General features: G+C 73.0%; 12 protein-coding genes. 8 read left to right on the plus strand and 4 right to left on the minus strand.

The annotated features are described in order from the left end of the window. Window positions 1-19 precede the first annotated feature (19 nt). The 4 genes from aceA to WME95_RS47720 all read left to right on the plus strand — a co-directional run bounded on the left by aceA (window position 20) and on the right by WME95_RS47720 (window position 9,052). Window positions 20-1,318, plus strand: a complete 1,299-nt coding sequence (gene aceA, locus WME95_RS47705; protein WP_437547590.1) for an isocitrate lyase — start codon at window positions 20-22, stop codon at window positions 1,316-1,318. A gap of 401 nt (window positions 1,319-1,719) precedes the next feature. Beyond that, the gene (locus WME95_RS47710) at window positions 1,720-4,080 is read left to right on the plus strand and encodes a glutamine--tRNA ligase/YqeY domain fusion protein (protein WP_437905810.1); all 2,361 of its coding nucleotides are present in this window, start codon (window positions 1,720-1,722) and stop codon (window positions 4,078-4,080) included. A 191-nt stretch (window positions 4,081-4,271) separates the two neighbouring features. Beyond that, window positions 4,272-5,093 (plus strand): hypothetical protein, encoded by an 822-nt coding sequence (locus WME95_RS47715; protein WP_437547592.1) that lies wholly within the window; start codon window positions 4,272-4,274, stop codon window positions 5,091-5,093. 11 nt (window positions 5,094-5,104) lie between these two features. Then, window positions 5,105-9,052, plus strand: a complete 3,948-nt coding sequence (locus tag WME95_RS47720) for a serine/threonine-protein kinase (RefSeq protein ID WP_437905811.1) — start codon at window positions 5,105-5,107, stop codon at window positions 9,050-9,052. A gap of 34 nt (window positions 9,053-9,086) precedes the next feature. Here WME95_RS47720 and WME95_RS47725 read toward each other — a convergent pair whose 3' ends face one another. Both WME95_RS47725 and WME95_RS47730 read right to left on the minus strand, forming a co-directional pair. Further along, window positions 9,087-13,361 carry a serine/threonine-protein kinase gene (locus WME95_RS47725; protein WP_437905812.1) on the minus strand — a complete coding sequence of 1,425 codons (4,275 nt, stop codon included), beginning with the start codon at window positions 13,359-13,361 and terminating at the stop codon, window positions 9,087-9,089. Window positions 13,362-13,368: 7 nt separating this feature from the next. Next, window positions 13,369-14,220 (minus strand): hypothetical protein, encoded by an 852-nt coding sequence (locus tag WME95_RS47730; protein ID WP_437905813.1) that lies wholly within the window; start codon window positions 14,218-14,220, stop codon window positions 13,369-13,371. 170 nt (window positions 14,221-14,390) lie between these two features. Between WME95_RS47730 and WME95_RS47735 the strand changes: the two genes are divergently transcribed. Further along, complete coding sequence (locus WME95_RS47735; protein WP_437905814.1) at window positions 14,391-15,875, plus strand: serine/threonine protein kinase; 1,485 nt, start codon at window positions 14,391-14,393, stop codon at window positions 15,873-15,875. A 238-nt stretch (window positions 15,876-16,113) separates the two neighbouring features. Further along, window positions 16,114-17,268 (plus strand): ferritin-like domain-containing protein, encoded by a 1,155-nt coding sequence (locus WME95_RS47740; RefSeq protein WP_437547597.1) that lies wholly within the window; start codon window positions 16,114-16,116, stop codon window positions 17,266-17,268. Window positions 17,269-17,334: 66 nt separating this feature from the next. Here the strand turns inward: WME95_RS47740 and WME95_RS47745 are convergent, their stop codons facing one another. Then, window positions 17,335-18,420 carry a hypothetical protein gene (locus WME95_RS47745; RefSeq protein ID WP_437905815.1) on the minus strand — a complete coding sequence of 362 codons (1,086 nt, stop codon included), beginning with the start codon at window positions 18,418-18,420 and terminating at the stop codon, window positions 17,335-17,337. A 300-nt stretch (window positions 18,421-18,720) separates the two neighbouring features. Continuing rightward, window positions 18,721-18,936 carry a hypothetical protein gene (locus WME95_RS47750; RefSeq protein ID WP_437743007.1) on the minus strand — a complete coding sequence of 72 codons (216 nt, stop codon included), beginning with the start codon at window positions 18,934-18,936 and terminating at the stop codon, window positions 18,721-18,723. A 303-nt stretch (window positions 18,937-19,239) separates the two neighbouring features. Here WME95_RS47750 and WME95_RS47755 point away from each other — a divergent pair, with 303 nt between their 5' ends. Beyond that, window positions 19,240-20,007 carry an RNA polymerase sigma factor gene (locus WME95_RS47755; protein WP_437905816.1) on the plus strand — a complete coding sequence of 256 codons (768 nt, stop codon included), beginning with the start codon at window positions 19,240-19,242 and terminating at the stop codon, window positions 20,005-20,007. Then, window positions 20,004-21,314: a FecR domain-containing protein gene (locus WME95_RS47760; RefSeq protein ID WP_437905817.1), complete on the plus strand. Its 1,311-nt coding sequence runs from the start codon at window positions 20,004-20,006 to the stop codon at window positions 21,312-21,314. Before WME95_RS47755 ends, WME95_RS47760 begins: the two co-directional genes overlap by 4 nt. Window positions 21,315-21,368: the final 54 nt, after the last annotated feature.

A 21,368-nucleotide genomic window follows, 5' to 3' on the forward strand; every position in this document is an offset into this window, starting at 1 on the left:
ACGCACTAGGAGCCCAGTCATGTCCGCTGCTTTCCCGCTGAACACGCCGATCTCCGCCGACTCCCTGCACGCGCCGCCGAGCGACACCGTCCCGGGCCGGTGGAGCGGCGTCGTCCGCCCGTACTCCGAGGCGGACGTCGCGCGCCTCCGCGGCACCGTCCGTATCGACTACACGCTCGCGACCCTCGGCGCCAAGCGGCTCTGGAACCTGATGCACTCCGAGCCTTACGTGGCGGCGCTCGGCGCCCTCACCGGCAACCAGGCGATGCAGCAGGTCCGGGCCGGGCTCAAGGCCATCTACCTGAGCGGGTGGCAGGTGGCGGCCGACAACAACGAGGCCGGGACCATGTACCCCGACCAGAGCCTGTACCCGGCGAACAGCGTCCCGACGCTCGTGCGCCGCATCAACCAGGCGCTCCTCCGCGCCGACCAGATCGAGAACGCCGAGGGCAAGGCGGGGCGCTACTGGCTCGCGCCCATCATGGCCGACGCGGAGGCGGGCTTCGGCGGGCCGCTCAACGCGTTCGAGCTGATGAAGGCCATGATCGAGGCGGGCGCCTCGGGCGTTCACTTCGAGGACCAGCTCGCCTCCGAGAAGAAGTGCGGGCACATGGGCGGCAAGGTCCTCGTCCCGACCAGCCAGTTCATCCGCACCCTGATCGCCGCCCGCCTCGCCAGCGACGTCATGGGCGTACCGACCGTCCTCGTGGCCCGCACCGACGCCGACAGCGCCAAGCTGATCACGTCCGACGTCGACCCGCGCGACAAGCCGTTCGTCACGGGGGAGCGCACGCCCGAGGGCTTCTTCGTGCTGAAGGGGGGCCTCGAGGCGGCCATCGCGCGCGGGCTCGCGTACGCGCCCTACGCGGACCTCGTCTGGTGCGAGACCTCGACGCCGGACCTCGATCAGGCGAAGCGCTTCGCGGAGGGGATCCACAAGCAGTTCCCGGGCAAGCTGCTCGCCTACAACTGCTCGCCTTCGTTCAACTGGAAGAAGCACCTCGACGACGCGACGATCGCCCGGTTCCAGCGCGAGCTCGGCGCGATGGGGTACAAGTTCCAGTTCGTGACCCTCGCCGGGTTCCACTCGCTGAATCACAGCATGTTCGAGCTCGCCCGCCAGTACCAGCGCCGGGGGATGGCGGCGTACTCCGAGCTCCAGCAGGCCGAGTTCGCCGGCGAGCAGTTCGGCTACAGCGCGACCCGCCACCAGCGCGAGGTCGGGACGGGCTACTTCGACGAGGTCGCCCAGGTGATCTCGGGCGGCGCTGCGTCCACGCTGGCCCTGCACGAGTCCACCGAGGCCGCCCAGTTCTGAGCGCCCGCGCGGGCGTGCGCCCTCCGCCGCGCACGCCCGCGTCTGTCCGCCGCGGCGCCCCCCATCTCCGCCCGCCCGTACCCAGTCCGCCCCGAGGAATCCTCCTCGTTTTGCAGCCCTCTTCAACGGGAAAATTGAACAGGGAGGCGGGGAGACAGGGAGTATTTGAGGATTTTTCTCCCCGTCTCCCCGTCTCCCTGTGAATTTCCCGGAGAATTCAAGGGGATGCTTCGGCCGTCCCCCCTCCGCCGCGTCTTCCCCCGCGCTTCGCGAGGCGCCCGTCCTCGCGGGAGCGCGGCGCCCGGCGCGCCGGGCGGGCGCCGTCTCCGCGGTGGCCCGGCGGGTGCCGTTTGAGTAGGCTCGGCGCGGGCGGCGCCGCCCGAGCCGAGGTGAAAAGAGCTGTGACAACGCAGAGCCCCAGAGCGAGCGACGCTGACAGCAGCGTCGCCGCGTCCAACTTCATCCGCAACATCATCGCCGAGGACCTCGCCGCCGGCAGGCACACGCGGGTCGTGACCCGGTTCCCGCCCGAGCCGAACGGCTACCTGCACATCGGACATGCGAAGTCGATCCTGCTCAATTTCGGGCTGGCGGCGGACTTCGGGGGCGCGTGTCACATGCGCTTCGACGACACGAACCCGGCCGCCGAGGACATGGAGTACGTGGAGTCGATCCTGCGGGACGTGCGCTGGCTCGGCGGCGACTGGGGCGACAAGCTCTTCTTCGCGTCGGACTACTTCGAGCGACTCTACGCCTTCGCGGTGGAGCTCATCCAGAAGGGCAGCGCCTACGTGTGCAGCCTGAGCGAGGCAGAGACCCGCGAGCTCCGCGGCACCGTCACGGAGCCCGGTCGGGAGAGCCCCTACAGGAACAGGTCCGCCGCGGAGAGCCTGGATCTCTTCGCCCGGATGAGAGCAGGGGAGTTCCCGGAGGGCGCGCACGTGCTCAGGGCCAAGATCGACATGGCCGCTCCCAACATGAAGATGCGCGATCCGCCGATCTACCGCATCAAGCGCGCGCGCCACTACCGGACGGGCGACGCGTGGTGCGTCTACCCGCTCTACGACTTCGCTCACAGCCTCTCCGACGCGATCGAGGGGATCACCCACTCGATCTGCACGCTGGAGTTCGAGAACAACCGGGAGCTGTACGACTGGATCATCGAGCACCTCGACGTCCCGTCCCGCCCTCGCCAGTACGAGTTCGCTCGGCTCAACCTGAGCTACACGGTGATGAGCAAGCGAAAGCTGCTGGCGCTCGTGAAGGGCGGGCTCGTGACGGGCTGGGACGACCCGCGCATGCCGACCATCGCCGGCCTCCGGCGCCGCGGGGTGACGCCCGAGGCCATCCGCTCGTTCTGCGAGGAGATCGGCGTCGCCAAGACGAACAGCATGGTGGACATCGCCAAGTTCGAGTCGTGCGTCCGAGACGATCTGAACCTCCGCGCCCCGCGCGTCATGGCGGTGCTTCGCCCCCTCCGGGTCGTCCTCGAGAACTACCCCGAGGGGCAGGTCGAGGAGATCGACGCGCCCTACTGGCCCGAGGACGTGCCGAGGGAAGGCTCCCGCAAGGTCCCCCTGTCCCGGGTGCTCTACATCGAGCGCGACGACTTCCTCGAGGACCCCCCCAAGAAGTGGTTCCGGCTCGCGCCCGGGCAGCAGGTGCGGCTCCGCTACGCCGGGTTCATCACCTGTCGCGAGGTGGTGAGAGACGCGGTGACAGGAGAGGTCGTCGAGCTCCGCTGCACGTACGATCGCCCCACGAAGAGCGGTGAGGCGCCCGACGGCCGCAAGCCGAAGGGGACGTTGCACTGGGTCTCGGCCGCCCACGCGCTCACCGCCGACGTTCGGCTCTACGACCGGCTCTTCGCGGCCGAGCGGCCCGACGCGGTCGACGAGGGAAAGGATTTCCTGGAGAACTTGAACCCTGGTTCGCTGGTTGTCCTGAGCGGGTGTCAGGTGGAACCGAGCCTGTCCACGGTCGAGAAGGGGAGCCACGTCCAGTTCGAGCGCCAGGGGTTCTTCTTCGTGGACCCCATCGACTCCGCGCCCGGCGCGCCCGTCTTCAACCGCACGGTGGCGCTCAAGGACTCGTGGTCGAGGCTCTCGGCCGAGAAGCCCGCCCGGGCCCCTGGGCCCGCGCCCGAGGGCCCGGCCGCGAAGGCGCCGCCGCCGGAGCCTCGGCGCGAGCGCGCGCCCTTCGAGGAGCGCCTCGCGCGGCTCGACCCGGCGCGGGCCGAGAAGGCCAGACACCTCATCGATACACGTGGGATACCGGGCGACGACGCGGTGGTCCTGGCCGACGACGACGGCCTCCTCCGGCTCTTCGAGGAGACGGTCGCCGTGCACGACAACCCCCGGGGCGCCGCCAACTGGGTCATCCATTCGCTCGCCCGGGAGATGAAGGACAGGAAGGCAGGCGACCTCCCCGTCTCGGGTGCGCAGCTCGGCGAGCTCCTGGCGCTGATCGATGACGGGACGATTTCCGGGAAGATCGCAAAAGATGTCCTCGCTGAGATAATGCAGCAGGGCGGTAGTCCGAAGGCGATCGTCGCGCAGAGAGGGCTCCGGCAGGTCGCCGACGAAGGCGCCCTGGAGCGCATCGTCGACCAGATCATCGCCGGCCATCCAGGCGAGGTTTCCCGCTTCCGCGCGGGGAATTCGAAGCTGATCGGGTTCTTCGTCGGTCAGGTCATGAAGGCCTCCGGCGGTAAGGCGAACCCCGACCTGGTCAATACGCTGCTGGCCAGGAAGCTGGCGTAAATCTCCCACCCACGCGCTGTTTCGCTTCCCCCCCGACGCGGGGTGCGCCCGAGTGCTGCGCTCTGCGTTATCCCACTCCCGGCACCTGACTAGGTGTTGCGTGTCGTGGCGGTGTGCAGAAACATGTCCAGCAAAATGTCCATAAATCAATTGAACTTGATAGCTGGAGTGGTGTAGATCTGATTGGTACTATGGAATCTGCACGCCAGTTCGCTCTCCTCGCTTGCGTGGCGGTGTCGTTCTCGCAGGCGGCTTGCGTCGCGTCTGCCGAGCTCGAAGGGGACGATGAGGCGGTGGAGGAGGTCCAGCAGGCGGCCATAACGGCCAACGCGCTGACCATCAACGCGCTGACCATCAACGCGTTGACCATCAACGCGCTGACCATCAACGCGCTGACCATCAATTCGTTGATGGGTAACTCGCTGACGAGAGATGCGCTCCGTACTCCCGAGTCGAGGGAGCTCATCAGCTTCATTGTGGGCTGCGCGCTCCCCGAGGAGGCCCGCCTCGACGTCAAGGTCGATGGGGTGCCCTACAGCTTCGTCGGGGATCTCGGCCTCGCGCCCGAGTGGGGCTCGAAGCGCGGCTCGTGTGATGAAGACTGCCAGGAGTGGGTCTCCGCGTGCCTGCTCGCGCGCGTGAACTACCGGGGCGAACACGTCATGATCTCGCTCCGCGGACAGCACGAAGCGCTCTCGTCCACGAAGCGGGAGCGGGCGAGGTACGACGCGGCGGAGGCGACCTACTTCGGCAACGTCTTCCAGAAGCCGCAGCGCCTCTTCGCCTGCCTCGCGCCGGGCAAGAGGCAGATCCCGCGCGTCTGCGGGCCCTCCATTGACGACTGCCCGATCGATGTCGTGGGTGAATGTGAGGACGTGTGCGATGGGCCGAGGTCGGACGGCAGCTTCTTGAACTGCCGCGATCGTGAGCCGCTCGACCTTCCGTGCGGCCCCCGCGTCTTTCCGCGCGGCACCGACCGCTACAAGGCTTCGGTGTCCGTCTTCCTCGAGTAGCATCGGGCGGCGTGGATTCCGGCGCCGTCCTCGCGAACCGCTTCGTCGTCGGGCAGCAGGTTGCGACCGGGGGGATGGGGACGGTCTATCGCGCGCACGACCGCCTCGACGACCGCCCGGTCGCCCTCAAGGTCCTGCACAGCCGCGAGGCCTTCGACGTCGAGCGGTTCGAGCGCGAGTCGCAGATCCTCGCCGAGCTGAGCCACCCGGGGATCGTGCGGTACGTGGCGCACGGGGGGACCGGCGCCGGGGACCACTACCTCGCCATGGAGTGGCTGGAGGGCGAGGACCTGGCGGCGTGCCTCGCGCGCCGGCAGCTCGCGCTCGCCGAGAGCCTGGCGGTGCTGCGCAGGACCGCGGACGCGCTCGCCTTCGCGCACTCGCGCGGGATCATCCACCGCGACGTCAAGCCGAGCAACATCTTCCTCGTCGCCGGCGACGTCGGCCAGCTCAGGCTCGTCGACTTCGGGATCGCGCGCCCGGACGGGGAGTCGCGGCGGCTCACCTACACGGGCGGGATCCTCGGGACCCCAGGGTACATCGCGCCCGAGCAGATCGAGGGCGGGGGCGCCCTCGACGCGCGGGCGGACGTGTTCTCGCTTGCGTGCGTCTTTTACGAGTGCATCGCCGGGCGCCCGGCCTTCGAGGGGGCGCACGTCATGGCGGCGCTCGCCAAGCTCCTGTTCCAGACGACGCCCCGGCTGCGAGAGGTCCGCGCGGACGTCCCGGAGCCGCTGGAGCAGCTCATGGACCGGATGATGGCGAAGAACCCCGAGGACCGGCCGCGCGACTGCGGCGACGTCGGGGTCGAGCTCGCGCAGATCGCGGAGGTGCTCGACGCCTGGGCGACGCCGCGGCCCGCCACGCTGGCCTCCCCGAAAGACGCGACCATGCGCTCGGCGCGGCCCGATGGCTTCCTCACGCGCAGCGAGCAGCGGCTCGTGTCCCTCGTGCTCGCCGGCGAGCCGGACGACGTGCAGATGAGCGTCGCGGCGGCCGGCGGCGTGCCCAGCGCCTCGGACGTCTCGAGCGTGCTGCAGGAGCTCTCGAGCGAGGGCCCGGGCTCCGCGGTGCCGCGCTCGGAGGTGCGGGCCGCGGTGGAGCCCTACGGCGCCCACATCACGGAGATCTCGCGCGGCTCGCTCATCGCGATCCTCGCCGGCGCCGGGAGCGCCGTGGACCGGGCCGAGCGGGCGGCGCGGTGCGCGCTCGCGCTGCGCGCGCGGTTCCCCGGCATCCCGCTCGCCGTCGCCACGGGGCGCGGGGTGTCGTCGGCGAAGCTCATCGAGGGCGACGTCATCGACCGGGGGGTGCGCGCCCTGCGGGCCGCGCACGCCGGGGCGGTCCGGCTCGACGACGTGACGGCCAGCGTGGTCGGCGGCCGGCTCAAGGTGGAGACCGACGAGAACGGGCCGTTCCTCGCGACCGAGACGGCGGTCGACGAGAGCGTCCCCGTGCTGCTCGGCAAGCCGAGCGTCTGGGTCGGCCGCATCCGCGAGCTGTCCATGCTGGAGGGCGTGTTCTCCGGGTGCGTGAGCGAGTCGCTGGCGAGCGCGGTGCTCGTGATCGGCGCGGCGGGGTCCGGGAAGTCGCGGCTCCGCCTGGAGTTCCTCACCCGGGTGCGGCGCCAGTTCGGGTCGGTGGAGATCCTCTCCGGGCGGGCCGAGTCGATGGCCGCGGGGTCCCCGTTCGGCCTCATCGCCGACGCGATCCACAAGACGGCGGGGATGCGCGAGGGCGAGCCGGTGGAGGCCCGGCGGCGCAAGCTGACGCGCCGGCTCGGGCGCCACCTGAGCGGCGAGGCGCTGAGCCGGATCGCGGCCTTCCTGGGCGAGCTCTCGCGGACGCCGTTCCCCGACGGCGAGACGAGCGGGCTGCGCGCTGCGCGCGACAACGCGATGCTCATGGCCGACGCGACGCGCGCGGCGTGGGAGGACTGGCTCGCCGCCGAGTGCGCGGCGCAGCCGGTGCTGCTCGTGCTCGAGGACCTGCACTTCGGCGATCCGGCGACCGTGCGCCTCATCGATCAGACGCTCCGGAACCTCCGGGACCTGCCGCTCATGCTGCTCGCGCTGGCCCGGCCCGAGGTGAGCAAGCAGTTCCCCGGGCTGTGGACCGACCGGGAGGTGCAGACGATCAAGCTCGGGCCGCTGCCCGCCAAGGCGAGCGAGCGCATGGTGCGGAGCGCGCTCGGCGAGGACACGCCCGCGGAGACGGTGGCCCGGGTCGTGGAGCGGGCCGACGGCAACCCGTTCTACCTGGAGGAGCTCATCCGCGCGGTCGCGACGGGCAAGGGGGACGTGCTGCCCGACTCGGTGCTGGGCACGGTCGAGGCGCGGCTCGACGCCGAGGGGCACGAGGCGAAGCGCGTGCTGCGGGCCGCGAGCATCTTCGGCGACCGCTTCTCGAAGCTCGCGGTGGCGGCGCTGCTCGGCGGCGCGACGCGCGTGAAGGAGACCGAGACGTGGCTCGACGCGCTCGCGGCGCGGGAGCTCATCGCCCCGGTCTCGACGCCGGGGTGGCTCATCCCGACGGACTACGTGTTCCGCCACGCCATCGTGCGCGAGGCGGCGTACGCGATGCTCACGGAGCCGGACCGCGCCCTCGGCCACAAGCTGGCCGGCGAGTGGCTCGAGCGCAGCGGGCACACCGACGCGATGGCGCTCGCGGAGCACTTCCGTCGCGGCGGCGAGCCGGCGCGCGCGGTGCGGTGGTACCGGAGGGCCGCGGAGCAGGCGCTCGAGGCGAACGATCTGGCGAGCGCGCTCGCGCGCGCCGAGATGGGCGTCCAGTGCGGGGCGGCGGACGAGGAGCTCGGGCGGCTGCGGCTCGTGGAGGCCGAGATCGCCCTGTGGCAACAGGAGACGGCGCTCGCCGTGCAGCGCGGCACCGAGGCGGCGGGCCTCGTGCGGACCGGGAGCTCGCCGTGGTTCCGCGCCATCGGGCAGGTGATCATCGCGGAGGGGAAGCTCGGCCACTTCGATCGCGTCGAGGCGTGGGCGACGCGGGCGGCCGAGGCGGCGGGCGCGATCAGCGCGCGGATCATGTGCCTGTGCGACGCCGCGACGATCCTGAGCTTCGGCGGCCGCTACGCGGCGGTCGACGCGCTGATCCAGATGCTCGAGGCGGCCGCGAGCGAGCCCGCCGGGCTCGAGCCGCAGGCGGCGGGGCAATACCAGCAGGCGCGCGCGGTCCGGGCGCACACGAGGGGCGACATCGGGGCCGCGCTGAGCGGGTTCACGGCGGCGAGCGCGGCGTTCGAGCAGGCCGGCGACCGCCGGAACGCCTGCGCGGCGCGCTCGAACCTGGGCTTCTTGTACGGCGAGCTCGGCGACTTCGAGGTGGCCGAGTCCGAGCTCCGGACGGCGCTCGCCGGGGCGCAGCGCATGGGCCTCGACGACCTGGAGACGGCCGCGCTCCAGAACCTCGGCTACGTCATCGCCCACCTGGGGCAGCTCGAGGAGGCGAAGCTCCTCGAGCAGCGCGCCGCCGCGGCGTTCCAGCAGCAGGGCGACCGGCGCATGGAGGGCGTGACGCTGACGTACATGGCGAAGATCATGCTCCTGTCGGGCGATCCCGTGGCCGCCGAGCGCGAGGCGCGCGCCGCGGTCGAGGCGCTGGTCGTGGCGCCTCCGCTCCGCGCCGCCGCCGTGGCGGTGCTCTCGCGCGCGCTGCTCGCGCAGGGCCGCCCGGAGGAGGCGCTGCCGGCCGCGCGCGAGGCGTTCGTGCAGCTCGAGGAGGCGGGCTCGCTCGAGGAGGGTGAGGCGCTCGTGCGGCTCGCCTACGCCGAGGCGCTCGCGGCGGCGGGCGCCGCGCGCGAGGCGGCGGAGGCGCTCGCCGTCGCGCGCCAGCACCTGCTCGACCGCGCGGCGAAGATCAGCGACGCGTCCTTTCGCGAGCGGTTCTTGACGTGCGTGCCCGACAACGCGAAGACCCTCGCGCTCGCCGCCGCCGGGTGACACGTCGCAGGGAGGCGGCGCCCGGGCGGCCTGCCTACGCCGGCTGCGTCGCCTGATCCAGGGCGGCCTCCGCCGCCTCGCGCTCGGCGATGGCGGCGGCGTGGCGGCGCAGCCGGTCGCCCATCACGTTCGGGATGCGCTCCGCGGCCTCGAGCGCGGCCGAGAGCGCGCCGCGCGCGGCGGCGAGCCGGCCGCGGCGCAGCGCGGTCACCGCGCGGATCTCGAGGACCTCGATGTGCTCCTGGCCCACGGAGCTCTGGGCCGAGCGGTCCACGAGCGCGTCCCACGCGGCGTCGTCCGCGGAGCCCCCGTCCTGCGTGGCCAGATCGATCATGGCGCAGAGCACCGCCTCCGAGGGGACCATCAGCGCGTCGGCCTGGCCCTCGGCGCTGGCTCGCTCCTGCATCTCGCGCATCTGCTCGAACAGCGCGCGCGCCTCGGCCTGCTCGCCGCAAAAGAAGAGGAACCGGGCCTTGAGGAGCAAGGCGACAGGCCGGCACACCCCGCAGAACCGGTGCCGCTCGATCTGGAGCGCGCGATCGATGTGCGGCCCCGCCGCCGCGAGGTCGTCCATGAGGTAGAGGTACTCGCCGAGGTTGTACTCGCCGACCCGCTCCAGCGCGCCCTGGCCGAGGTCGCGCGCGAGCGCGAGCACCCGCTCGAGGTCGGCGATCATCCGGGCCTTGTCGCCGCGGCACGCCCAGAGGAGCGCGCGGTTGTTCGTCACGACGCAGAGGTGCAGCGTGTCGTGGTGCGCCTCGCAGAGCGCGATCGCGCGGCCGAGCGCGTCCTCGGCGTCGTCGAGCCGGCCGAGCCCCTGGAGGACGAAGCCGAGCATGAGCAGCGAGATGACGAGCGTCTCGTACCCGTCGTCGCCGAGCGAGGCGGCCGACGCCGCCGCGCGCTCGAGCGCGGCGGCCGCCTCTTCCTCCCGGCTGAAGCGGTGGAGCGTGCGCCCGGCGCCGAGCGCGAGGCGCGCGGTGAGCGCCGGCGACAGCGTGATCTCGTCGGCGAGCACGCCCGCCTCCTCGACGCGCTCCTCGGAGCTCTTGAACTCGTCCATCCAGTCGAGCGCCGTGGCCTCGTCGAGCAGGATGTCGATCTGCGCCCGGATGTCGCCGCGCGCCCGCGCGATGGCCCGCGCGCTGGCGAAATCGGCGAGCGCGTCGTGGTAGCGGCCCAGGCGGTAGCGCATGAGGCCGCGGCCCCGGTGCGCGGCCGCGCGGTCGGGGCGCACCCCGCCCGGCGCGCGGCGGCTGGGCGGGCCTCCGCCGGGGGCCGTCGGCTCGATCGGCTGCTCCAGGGCGCGGGTGTAGAGCGTCTCCGCGTCGAGGTAGGCGTGCCGGGCGCGCGCGCGCTCCGCGAGGGAGAGGTAGGCGATCTCCGCGATCTCGCCGAGGCCCGCCTGGGCGGCGTGGTGCGCGAACGGGATGAGGCGATCGTTCTTGAGGTGCGGCGCGTCGCGCTCGCCGGCCTCGTCGCTCGCGGCGTCGCGGTGCAGCTTGAAGGCCGCGAGGTGGACGCGCCGGCGGAGCGGCTCGGGCGCGCCGCGGGCCACCGCCTCGCGGACCAGCGCGTGGCGGAAGCCGATGCGGCCCCGCCGGTCCTGGACGAGGAGGCCCGCGGCGATCAGGCGCTTCACGGCGACCGCGGCGTCGAGCGGGAGGTCGTCGGCCTCGCCGTGCTCGTCGAGCCGGTGGAGCACGCCGGCCACCTCGGCGACCGCGACGTCGGGGCCGAGCAGCGCGATGAGCCGCGCGTGCGCCTGCAGCGCGGGCGGGAGCGCGTCGATCTCGCCGAGCGCGAGCCAGTCGAGGAGCGGCATGTCGGGGAGCCGATCGAGCTCGTCGGTGGCGAGGTACCACGCGTCGCCCCGCGGGTGCCGGCGCACGACGCCCCCCCGCTTGAGGCCGCGCACGAGCTCGATGAGCAGGAGCGGGACGCCCTGCGCGCGCTCGACGAGGTGCGCGACCGCGGGCTCGGGCACGTCCTCCGCGGGCAGGAGCAGCCGCCGGCAGAGGGCGATCGCGCTCTCGCGATCGAGCGCCTCGAGGCGGTAGGTCTCGCGGCGCGCGGCGCGCTCGCCGAAGGAGGGGCGCGCGCTCTCGAAGCTCGGCCGCCCGAACGCGCAGATGAAGAGCGGCGCCTGCGCCTCGGCGAGCGCCGCGTACTCGAGCGCGGCGAGCGCCGCGTCGTCGGCCACGTGCGCGTCGTCGAGCACCACGAAGAGCGGCGTCCGGCGCGATCGCCGGCGGAGGGCCTCGCCGGCGGCCACGGAGAGCGCGGCGCGGAGCGCGCCGGGCGCCGCGGAGAGCGCGCGGAGCTCCGGGTAGCGCTCCTCGGCGAGCGGGTCGTCGCTGATCCAGCCGAGCGCGAGCGCCACGGCGGCCCCGAGCCGCGCCTGCTGCGCGCCCGCGAGGCGGCGCCGGAGGAGCGCGCTGCCGCCGTCCGCCGGAGGGGACGACGGCAGCGCGAGCGCCCGCTGCAGGATCTCCCGGACGACGCGATCGGCCCCGCCCGCGACCGGCTCGCCGGTCCGGAGCTCGATCACCTCGGCGCGCCCCTCGATCGCGCGCAGCCGCTGCGCGAGCGCGCCGGCGAGGCGGCTCTTGCCGTGGCCGGCCACGCCGATGACGCTGGCGATGGTGGGCGTCGCGGTCGCCACGGCGTCGCGCGCGCCCGCGACCAGCGCGTCGAGCACGTCGCTCCGGCCGAACAGCGGCTGGGAGCTCGAGTCGAACGCGGTGTCGGCGTCGGGCAGGGCGGCGCCCAGCCCGGGCTGGGCGGAGGCCGGTCCTGGCGGGGGGAGGCCGTCGCCCGGGGCCTGGGAGGCGTCGTCGCCGAGCGCCGCCGCCGCCGCCGGCGACAGGGTGAGGCCCAGAGGGCCGCCCGCCGCGAGCCGATCCTCGCGGTGGAAGAGCGGGCTCAAAAACCGCCGCGTGCCGTCGGGCCGCGGCTGGACGGACACGGTCGCGAGGTCGAGCAGCCCGCGGGAGAGGACGCGCTGCTGCTCGAGCTCGCGGCCGGCGTGCGCCGCGCGGCGCAGCGGGCTCGCGCCGTCCGCGTGATCGAAGACGGCGACGAAGCGGCCGCCCGCGGCGTGGGCGAGCTCGCCGCCCAGCGCGCTGAGCCTCCGCTGGAGGGCCACGACGTCGAGCTCGGCCTCGAAGAAGAGGAGCGCGACGGCGCGCCGCTCGACGCCGCGGGCGCTCGGCGGCGGCGGATCGGTGGTGGGGCTCCTGACGCGCGAGGGGCGGCGCTCCTGGCCGCGCTCGAAGCTCTCCAGGGCGGCGCCGAGCGCCGCGGCGCTCGCGAAGCGCTGGCCCCTGTCCTTCGCGAGGCACCGGAGCACGATCTCCTCGAGCGAGCGCGAGATCGGCGCGATCAGGGAGGGCCGCGGGGGGCGGCGGCCGAGGTGGTCCTGCCGCACCAGGGCGGGAGGTCCCCAGAAGGGCGGCTTGCCGGTGAGCAGCTCGAACAGCACGGCGCCGAGGGCGTACACGTCCGCGCGCGCGTCGACGTCGCCGCGGCCGTCGCACTGCTCGGGGGCCATGTACTCGGCGGTGCCGGGCGCGTCGCTCTCGGCGGTGAGGCGGGGCGACGGCTCGCGGTGCCCCGCGGCGAGGCCGAGATCGATGATGGTGGCGCGGTGCCCGCCGTCGCCGGCGCGCGCGGCGAGCGGCGCGCCGGCGACGAAGATGTTCTCCGGCTTGACGTCGCGGTGCACGTAGCCGCGCGCGTGGATCGCCTCGAGGGCCCGGAGCGCGCCGCGCGCGAGGGCGCACGCCTCGCGCGCCGGCATCGGCCCGGCGACCCCGCGCGCCACGAGGCGGTCGGCGAGCGTGGGGCCGTCGAGGTACTCCATGACGAAGTACGGCGCGCCCGAGGCGAGCTGGCCGCACCCGTAGACGGCGGGCACGTGGGGCGGCCCGACGTCGTAGAGGGCCCGCATCTCCTTGACGAGGCGGGCGCTCGCGTCCGGCTGGTCGGCGCGCGCGACCTTGATCGCCACGGTCGGGCCGCCCTCCTCGGGCTCGGCCGCGAACACGGCCCCGAACCCGCCTGCGCCGGCGAGCCGGACGCCCCGGTAGCCTTCGATGCTGGGCAGCGCGGTCGCGCTCAGCCAGCTGCCGCTGGGCTCGTCCGCGCCGCCGGGCGCGCCGGGCTCGGGGCTCGCCTGCCGCACCACGGGGCCGTGCTCTGGACACCCCGGATCCGCGTGCGCGACGCGCCTGCCGCACTCCTTGCACCGCGCGGCGGGCGCCCCGGAGCGAGCCGCGCTTCCGCCTCGACGAGCATCGGGCAACATGGGGGCCTCATGGCAGGAACGTCGTAATCACCGCGGGCCACGACTCGCCTCGATCGTCGGTGCAGCTCGGGCGATAGCCGCCGGCCGCGCTGAGCGCGTCACACGCGAGATCGCATGAGCCCACGATGTGAATGTTCGGGCATTCTCGGACGCCCCCTCCGGGCTCGGCGAGCCCCGCGGCGCAGTCCCTGCTGAGGGCCCGAGAGCTCTCCACGTTGGATTCGTTGTAGCAGGCATAGAGGCGGGGCGGGGTCGCGAACAGATCGCCCCAGAACGCGCCCTCCTCCATCGGATACGACTCGACCTCGCTCGCGTCCGGGTGCCTGAGGGCGAGGTGCGCCGCGCGCGACGAGATCATCACCGAGACCCCGGCCCGGTTGGCGCGCGACGCCACGCAGGCCGAGACCCACTGCTCCCGGGACTCGCTCAGCGGAGCAATGGCCCAGCTCGCCGCGAGCCCGAGGTACCCCGGGTAGACCTCCTCGCGCAGCTCGCCGAGCTCGTCGCGCCACGAGAACCTGAACGATTGCGACGGGGTCAGCGCGCAGCCGACGATGTATTGAAGGAGCTGCCTGGACATCGCGCCGAGCTCCCCTGGGCGGGTGATGGCGGCGCGGACCGCCGCCGAGATGGCGTTCGAGGCGAGTCTGTTCGGGGCGAGCGCAATCGGGTTGAGGGCGTTCGGGTTGAGGGCGTTCGGGTTGAGGGCGTTCGGGTTCAGCGCGTTGTGATTCAGGAGCGCACTTGAGACCTCGTCGACCGACCCCCACTCCGCGGGAAATCCGTCGCTGCCACCGCAGCACGGCAATGAAGCCAACAGAAACGTGTGCGCGTACAGCGCTCGGATTCGCCTCTTCATCTGTCCCCCTCCGCCCCCGTTCTGCTAGCACATGGAATAGGCTACCGTAAGGATAACGATGGATTTACTGTACCACTTGGCGAAGCGGCGTGTAGCGCCAACCCGGCCGTCTGGCGCGGAGAAAATCCTCGCTCGGGTGAGTCCTTAGTCGCATCGGGGGGGTTATGACGATGGATGCTTTGGCGACACGAGATAACGAGACGCGGGCATTTTCACTGGAGGAGAGATCCTTTTCCCGAGGCGAGCTGCAGTGCGGCACGCGGGCGGGTGAGTACGGCGTTGTGTCGCCCATCGCCCGGGGCGGATGTGGGGCTGTGTACGAGGCCATTCACCTCCAGACCGGCGCGCGCGTGGCGATGAAGGTGCTCCACGGGACGCTCGCCGCGTCGCCGAAGATGGTGAAGCGCTTCCTGCGCGAGATCGAGGTGGTGCGGCTGCTCAATCACCCCGGGATCGTCGAGATTCATGACGCCGGCGAGCTCGCGGACGGCCGGCCCTTTTATGTGATGGAGCACCTCGACGGGGTGACGCTCGACGTGCTCCTCCGGCAGGAGGGGCGGCTCTCGCCGGAGCAGGCGCTCGAGCTGCTCGAGCCGGTCTGCTCGGCGCTCGACGCGGCGCACGCGGCCGGGATCATCCATCGCGACGTGAAGGGCAGCAACATCTTCGTCTCGCGGGGCGCCCCGCGGGCGGTCAAGCTCCTCGATTTCGGGATCGCCAAGCTGATGGAGCCGGACGAGGGGGCGAGCGGCTTCACCACGGCGGGGAGGGCGCCTGGCACCCTCACGATCATGGCGCCCGAGCAGATCCTCGGCGGCGTCCTCGACGCGCGCGTGGACGTGTATGCGCTCGGCGTCCTCTTGCACAGGCTCCTCACGGGCAAGCTCCCGTTCTACTCGCCGGACGCGACCGAGCTGCTCCGACAGCACCTGGAGGAGCCCGCGCCGCGCCCGAGCCGGCGGACCCCGCTGCCGCCCGCGCTCGACGCGGTGGTGCTGCGCTGCATGGAGAAGCAGCCGGAGCACCGCTATCCTTCGGTGAAGAGCTTCCTCCACACGCTGCGCGAGGCGGTCGGCGAGCCGACGTCGGGGCGGAGCAGCATGCCGGAGCTCGAGACCGACGCGATCGCGATCTACCTCGATCTCCGGGTGCGCACCGACGCCGACGATCTCGACGACGCGCTCGCCGAGGAGCTCGGCCTCGTGCTCGACCTCGCGGAGGAGCGCCTCCGGGACGCCGGTCTCACGCTGGTCTCCGTGACCGGCAGCGAGATCCTCGCCGTGCGGCTCCTCTCCGGCGAGCTGCGGGAGTCGCTGCTGGAGCGCGCGGCGGTGATCGAGATCGCCGCCTCGCTCCACGAGGAGATCGCGCTGAGGAGCGGCCCGGACACGCGCGTGCACACGAACCTGTGCCTGCACGCCGGGCAGGTCGTGGTGCGCTCGGCGAACCACCCGGAGATCATCGGCGGCGACCTGGCCCGGGTCGGGGCGTGGGCGCCCGTCGACGCGGTGCACGCGCTCTGCGCGACGGAGGCGGCGGTCCGCGGGATCGGCGGACTCGAGCTCTCCGCGGGGCCGCCCGGGCTCCTGCTGATCGGCGAGCTCTCCGGGCACTGCTCCTCGCCGGCGCCGACGCTGCGGTGCCGCGCGCTCTGACGCGGCCAGCGTCGGCCCTCCAGCGACGCGCGCCGCGCCCCCGCGACGCGCGATGTCAGGCCGGCGACGGGCGCGCGCTCGGCGTGGACCCCCTGGCCGACTCGGGAGCTCCCGGAGTCGATATGACGACGCAAAAACGAGCGAGGGGCGATTGCCGCTCCACGATAGGTGCCATTATAAGGGCCGCCCGCGGGGCGCTCGACCTCGCACCCGCGCCTCGCCGCTCCGGAAAGCTCTCATGTCCATGCGCCTCCAGCAAGCACTCCAGACCCTCCTTGATTCCGCCCCTCTCCTTCGCGACGCGTCGAGCAGCGGTAACGTCCGTGTGCTCGCCTCGCTCCTCGGGCCCGCCTTCCGCGGCTTCGTCCAGCGGCGGGGCAAGGGCGTGGTCTCGACCGATATCTCGGTTGGATACGAGGCCAGCTTTAACTGGAGTTACGGGCGGGACGACCCCGACATGGCGAGGCTCTACCACCTCGCCAAGACGTCCCAGTGGGACGCTGCGACAGACCTCGACTGGTCGCGGAGCGTCGACTGGCTCGACCCGGCAATGCCGCTCTTGCCCGACAGCTGGATGCCGCCGTCCAAGCTGCCCGCCTGGGGCAGGCTCTCCGAGCGGGAGCGCGCGACGCAGCGCCACGGGCTGCTCTCCTGGATGCTGAGCCAGTTCCTGCACGGCGAGCAGGGCGCCTTGTTCGCGGCGTCGCAGATCACCGAGTGCGTGCCGTCGCTCGACGCGAAGCTCTACGGGAGCACGCAGGTCGCCGACGAGGGGCGCCACGTCGAGGTGTTCCACGCCTACCTGACGCAGAAGCTGGAGAAGCTCTACGAGATCAACGACAACCTCTATGTCGTCATCGACGCGATCATGAGCGACGGCCGGTGGGACATGAAGTTCCTCGGCATGCAGATCATGATCGAGGGCCTGGCGCTCGGCGCGTTCGGCTCGATTCGACAGGTGACGAGCGAGCCGCTCCTCAAGGACGTCCTCCGGTCGGTGATCACCGACGAGGCGCGCCACGTCCACTACGGGGTGCTCGCGCTGAGCAGGTTCTACCGCGAGGGCATCGACGAGCGGGCGCGGAGGGAGCGTGAGGACTGGGCGTTCGACCTGTCGGTGCTCCTGCGCAACCGCTTCCTGGCGCACGAGTTCTATGACGAGTTCTACGCTCACCGCATGACGCGCTGCGCGTGGGACGAGCTCATGCTCAAGAGCGACCTGATGGGGTTCTTCCGCCGGACGATGTTCCGGCGGATCGTGCCGAACCTGAAGCGGATCGGCCTTCTGTCCGCGAGGATGCGGCCGCGCTACGCCTCGCTCGGCCTGCTCGAGTACGAGCACGGGCGGGCGGCCAGCGAGCTGACGGCCAAGGAGCTGCTCGACGACGCGTGAGGCGAGGGCGGGTGAGGGCGGCCGAGGGCGAAAGACGCGGACGCCCGCGCCGGCCCCGGGGCGAGATCAGCAGGTGGACCGGGCGCAGGCCGAGAGCTCGACGCCGCACCGCTTCTGGATACAGGCGAAGTCGCCGTTGCAGGCGGCGAGCGACCTGAAGGCGCACGAGAGGGCCTGATCGGCGAAAAACTGAGCGTTGGGGCAGCCCCGCGACATGCAGCTGGAGACGCACGCGACGCTGAACTCCGGCGGCATCCGGTCCCTGTCGATGCACCGGGCGGCGCAGGTGACGACCTCCTGGCAGTCCACGGGCTCACACACGCCGCAGTCCTGGGGGCAGATGCCGCAGGTCTCGAAGCTCTCGCAGACGCCGTTCGAGCACACCGAGCACACGCCGCAGTCGCGCCGGCAGGACGCGCACGTCTCCGGCCCCGAGCAGATGCCGTCGCCGCACGTGGCGCAGGCGCCGCAGTCGTCCGGGCAAGAGAAGCAGCTCTCGATCCCGCCGTTGCACACGCCGTTGCCGCAGGCCTCGCAGACGCCGCAGTCGGGGGCGCACGAGCGGCAGTCCTCCCGCGGCGAGCAGACGCCGTCGCCGCAGCCCTGGCAGACCCCGCAGTCGCCCGCGCACGTCGCGCACGTCTCGGCGCCGCTGCACACGCCGTCGCCGCAGTTCGGGCACACGCCGCAGTCGCCCGGGCACGTCGAGCACGACTCGCTCGCCGGATCGCAGGCGGCGTCGCCGCAGCGCGGACAGAGGCCGCAGTCCTCAGCGCAGCTGCCGCAGTCCTCCGCGCCGTTGCAGGCGCCGTCGCCGCACCCCGGGCACGGGCCGCAGTCGCTCGCGCAGCTCGAGCACGTCTCCGTCCCCGAGCAGGCGCCGTCGCCGCACCCCGGGCCCTGGCACGGGCCGCAGTCGGGGGCGCAGGAGCGGCAGTCCTCCGCGCCGTTGCAGGCGCCGTCGCCGCACGCCGAGGGCTCGGCGCCGGACGAGCTGTCGTACTCCCACGTCTCGGTGCGGCCGCAGCCCGCCCCGAGCGAGGCCCCCGCGAGCGCGACGAGCGCAGACCAGGCGAAGGCGCGCGAGGAGAGGAAGCCAGGGCGATGCCGCCCGGACCGCAGCAGGAAGCTCAGCCGGCTTGTGGTACCCATACGATCAGCCCCGGGGACACGAGAGGTCGGGTTGTCAGAAAAAGCGGGACCGGCTCGTGGGCTGCAGCGGCGCCGCGATGAGCCGTCCACGGGAACGCGCGCGGACGGAACATACATGGAGACGCCCCGCAGGGGGCGCCAAAGCACGGGCGCGCCGGCGCCGGCGCCGGAGCCGCGGGGCGGGGGCGCATGCGCGACGAGGGGCACAAAATAAAAGAGGGCGGCGCCTCCGGAGAGGCGTCGCCCAAAGCGCTCCGCGGTGCGCGCTTCACTTAGGAAGCGACGCGCCGCGCAGAGAGCTCACTTGGGGGCGTCGGCCGGCGCCGGGGCCGCCGCCGGGTCGGCCGCGGGGGCCGCCGCCGGGTCGGCCGCGGGGGCCGCCGCCGGGTCAGCCGCCGGAGCCGCCGCCGGGTCAGCCGCCGGAGCCGCGCCCGGGTCGGTCGGGGCCGGGGCGCTGCCGCCGCAGGCGACGACGAGGGACGACACGGCGACGAGCGCAAGAACGAGCTTCTTCATGGAATCCTCCGAAAATGGGGCGGGTAGACCACCCTCAACCAACAGGCGTGTGAACCGCACGCAAATCCGGCGGCCACCACCCAGACGCCGCGGGGGGCCAGAACGGCTCACAGTTTTTTCGATGAGCCGCCCGGGCCCGACCAGGCGTCTAGAAAAGTGTGGGAACCTCGGGGCGCTCCTGATGCCGCTCTGGACAGGAGCTCAGGGCCCGGCGCTCCGCCCGGGCCGCTGCTCCGCCTCCCGCGAGGGCACCGCGATCACCGTCTGCTGTACATTTCCAGTCATGTCCCCTGGTACGAACGCATGGCTCTGAGACCTCAGCGAGGGCGCTTGCGCCTTGTCGAACCTGCCGCCCCGGCTGCCCCGGCCGCGGAGGCCCAGGAGGACATGGGCGACGCCGGGCCCGCGTTCGCTCCGGAGGAGCGCGGCCGCGGCGAGGGCCGGCGCGCCCAGGACCGGCGGTCCTCCGCCGCGACCGGGCCGGCCGATCGCGGAACGGGCCTCGCGGAGCTGCCGGACGCGCAGCTCGTGGTGCTCGGCGCCCGCCGGGACTCGGGCGCGCTCGAGCAGCTCTACCGGCGGCACGTCGCCTTCGCCATCCACCTCGCGACGCGCATCGAGGGCTCTGCGCGCGACGTGGAGGACATCGTCCACGACGCCTTCCTCCGCGCCTTCGAGCGCCTCGACGATCTCGTGGATCCCGCCGCGTTCCGCGCGTGGCTCGGGTCGATCATCGTCCACAAGGTCCGCTCGCGGATGCGGCGCGCGCGGCTGCTCGGCGTGCTCGGGATGGGCAAGTCGAGCGAGCCGGTCGATCTCGACGCCCTGGCGAGCCCGGCCGCGTCGCCCCACGCGCGCGCGCAGATCGCGCAGATCTACGCCCTGCTCCAGACGTTGCCGGCCGACGACCGGATCGCGTGGATCCTCCGCTCGGTGGAGGGGCACGATCTCGAGACGGTCGCGCAGATGACGGACTGCTCGCTCGCGACCGTCAAGCGGCGGATTTCGCGGGCGCAACACTTCCTCGACGGTCATTTTGTAGATTCAACCAGCAGCGAGGTCTCATCATGAGCCGGCGAGGGCTACCCCGGATCGCCCCGGCAGATCTGCGCGACCACGCGACCGAGGAGCGGATCGCGCGCGTCTGGGACCGCATCGAGCACGACCTCGGGGCGCGCGAGCGCTCGTCGCCGCGGCGCGCGGGCATGGCCGCGATGCTCGCGGCGGCGACGTTCGCGGCGTTCGGCGGCGGCCTGTGGCTCGGCAAGGCGATCTGGAGCGACGAGCGCGCGGCGCCCGGGCCCACCGCCGTGGCGCCGGCCGACGACGCGCCGTCGCTCGTCGACGTGTTCGCCGCGGGCTCGCAGGGGCGCACCTTCCAGCTGCCGGGCGGCGGGAGGATCTCGCTGACGGCGGGCACGACCGTCGAGGTCGAGCAGGCGGACGGCGGCGCGCTGACGCTGCGGCTCGTGCAGGGCGAGGCGTGGCTCGACACCGTGAGCGGGACGCGCACGGCGGCGCTCGCGATCGTCGCCGGCGAGGCCCGCCTCGCGGCGGCGGCGGGCAGCGTGCTGCGCGTGAAGCACAACGTGGACGCGATCGACGTCAACGTCGCGGACGGCTCGGTCAAGCTCACGTCGCCGGCCGGCTCGCGGGAGCTCGGGCGCGGCGACGCCGAGGAGGGCGTGCCGATCCGGCAGCGGATCGCGGTCGTGGCGCCGCCGGAGCCGCGGCGCGCCCGCGCCTCGTCGCTCCCGCGCTCGAGCGCGGAGGTCGCGCCGATCGAGCCGCCGGTGGCCGCCGCGCCGGCCGCCTCGGCCGCGCCGGACTGGCGCGCGCGGTACAACGCGGGCAACGTCGCCGAGGCGCTGCAGAGCCTGCAGCAGCAGGCCGGCGGCATCGACGGCGCCATCGCCTCCGCGAAGACGGCGAGGGAGCTGATGGACCTCAGCGACCTCCTGCGCGGGAAGGGCGGCGATCGCGCCGCGGCGATGCGCGCGTTCGCGCGCGTGGTCGAGGGCTTCCCGAGCGACGCGAACGCGCCGATCGCGGCCTACAAGCTCGGCGATCTGTACGCGAGCATGGGAGAGCAGGCGCTGGCGGCGAAGTACTACGAGCAGGCGCGCTCGCTGTCGCCCGAGGGCAACCTCGCGGAGGACTCGTTCTGCAAGCGCATCCGCGCCGAGGTGGTCGCCGGCCACAAGGAAGAGGCCTCTCAGATGGCCAAGGAGTACGTGGCCAAGTACCCGGACGGCCGGTGCGAGGACGTCCAGCGGATCGTCTCCGGCGAGTCCGGTGAGGAGGCGGCCGCGGAAGAGGAGCAAGCGGCCCCGCCGCCCCAGCCTCCGCCGGCCCCGGACGCGAGCCCGACCCCGTAGAGCGGGGGGCGCCCGTCCACGTCGATCGCGCTCGGCCGGGCGCGGTGGACATGC

It is taken from the genome of Sorangium sp. So ce327, assembly GCF_051530205.1.
Taxonomy (GTDB): Bacteria; Myxococcota_A; Polyangia; order Polyangiales; family Polyangiaceae; genus Sorangium; species Sorangium cellulosum_B.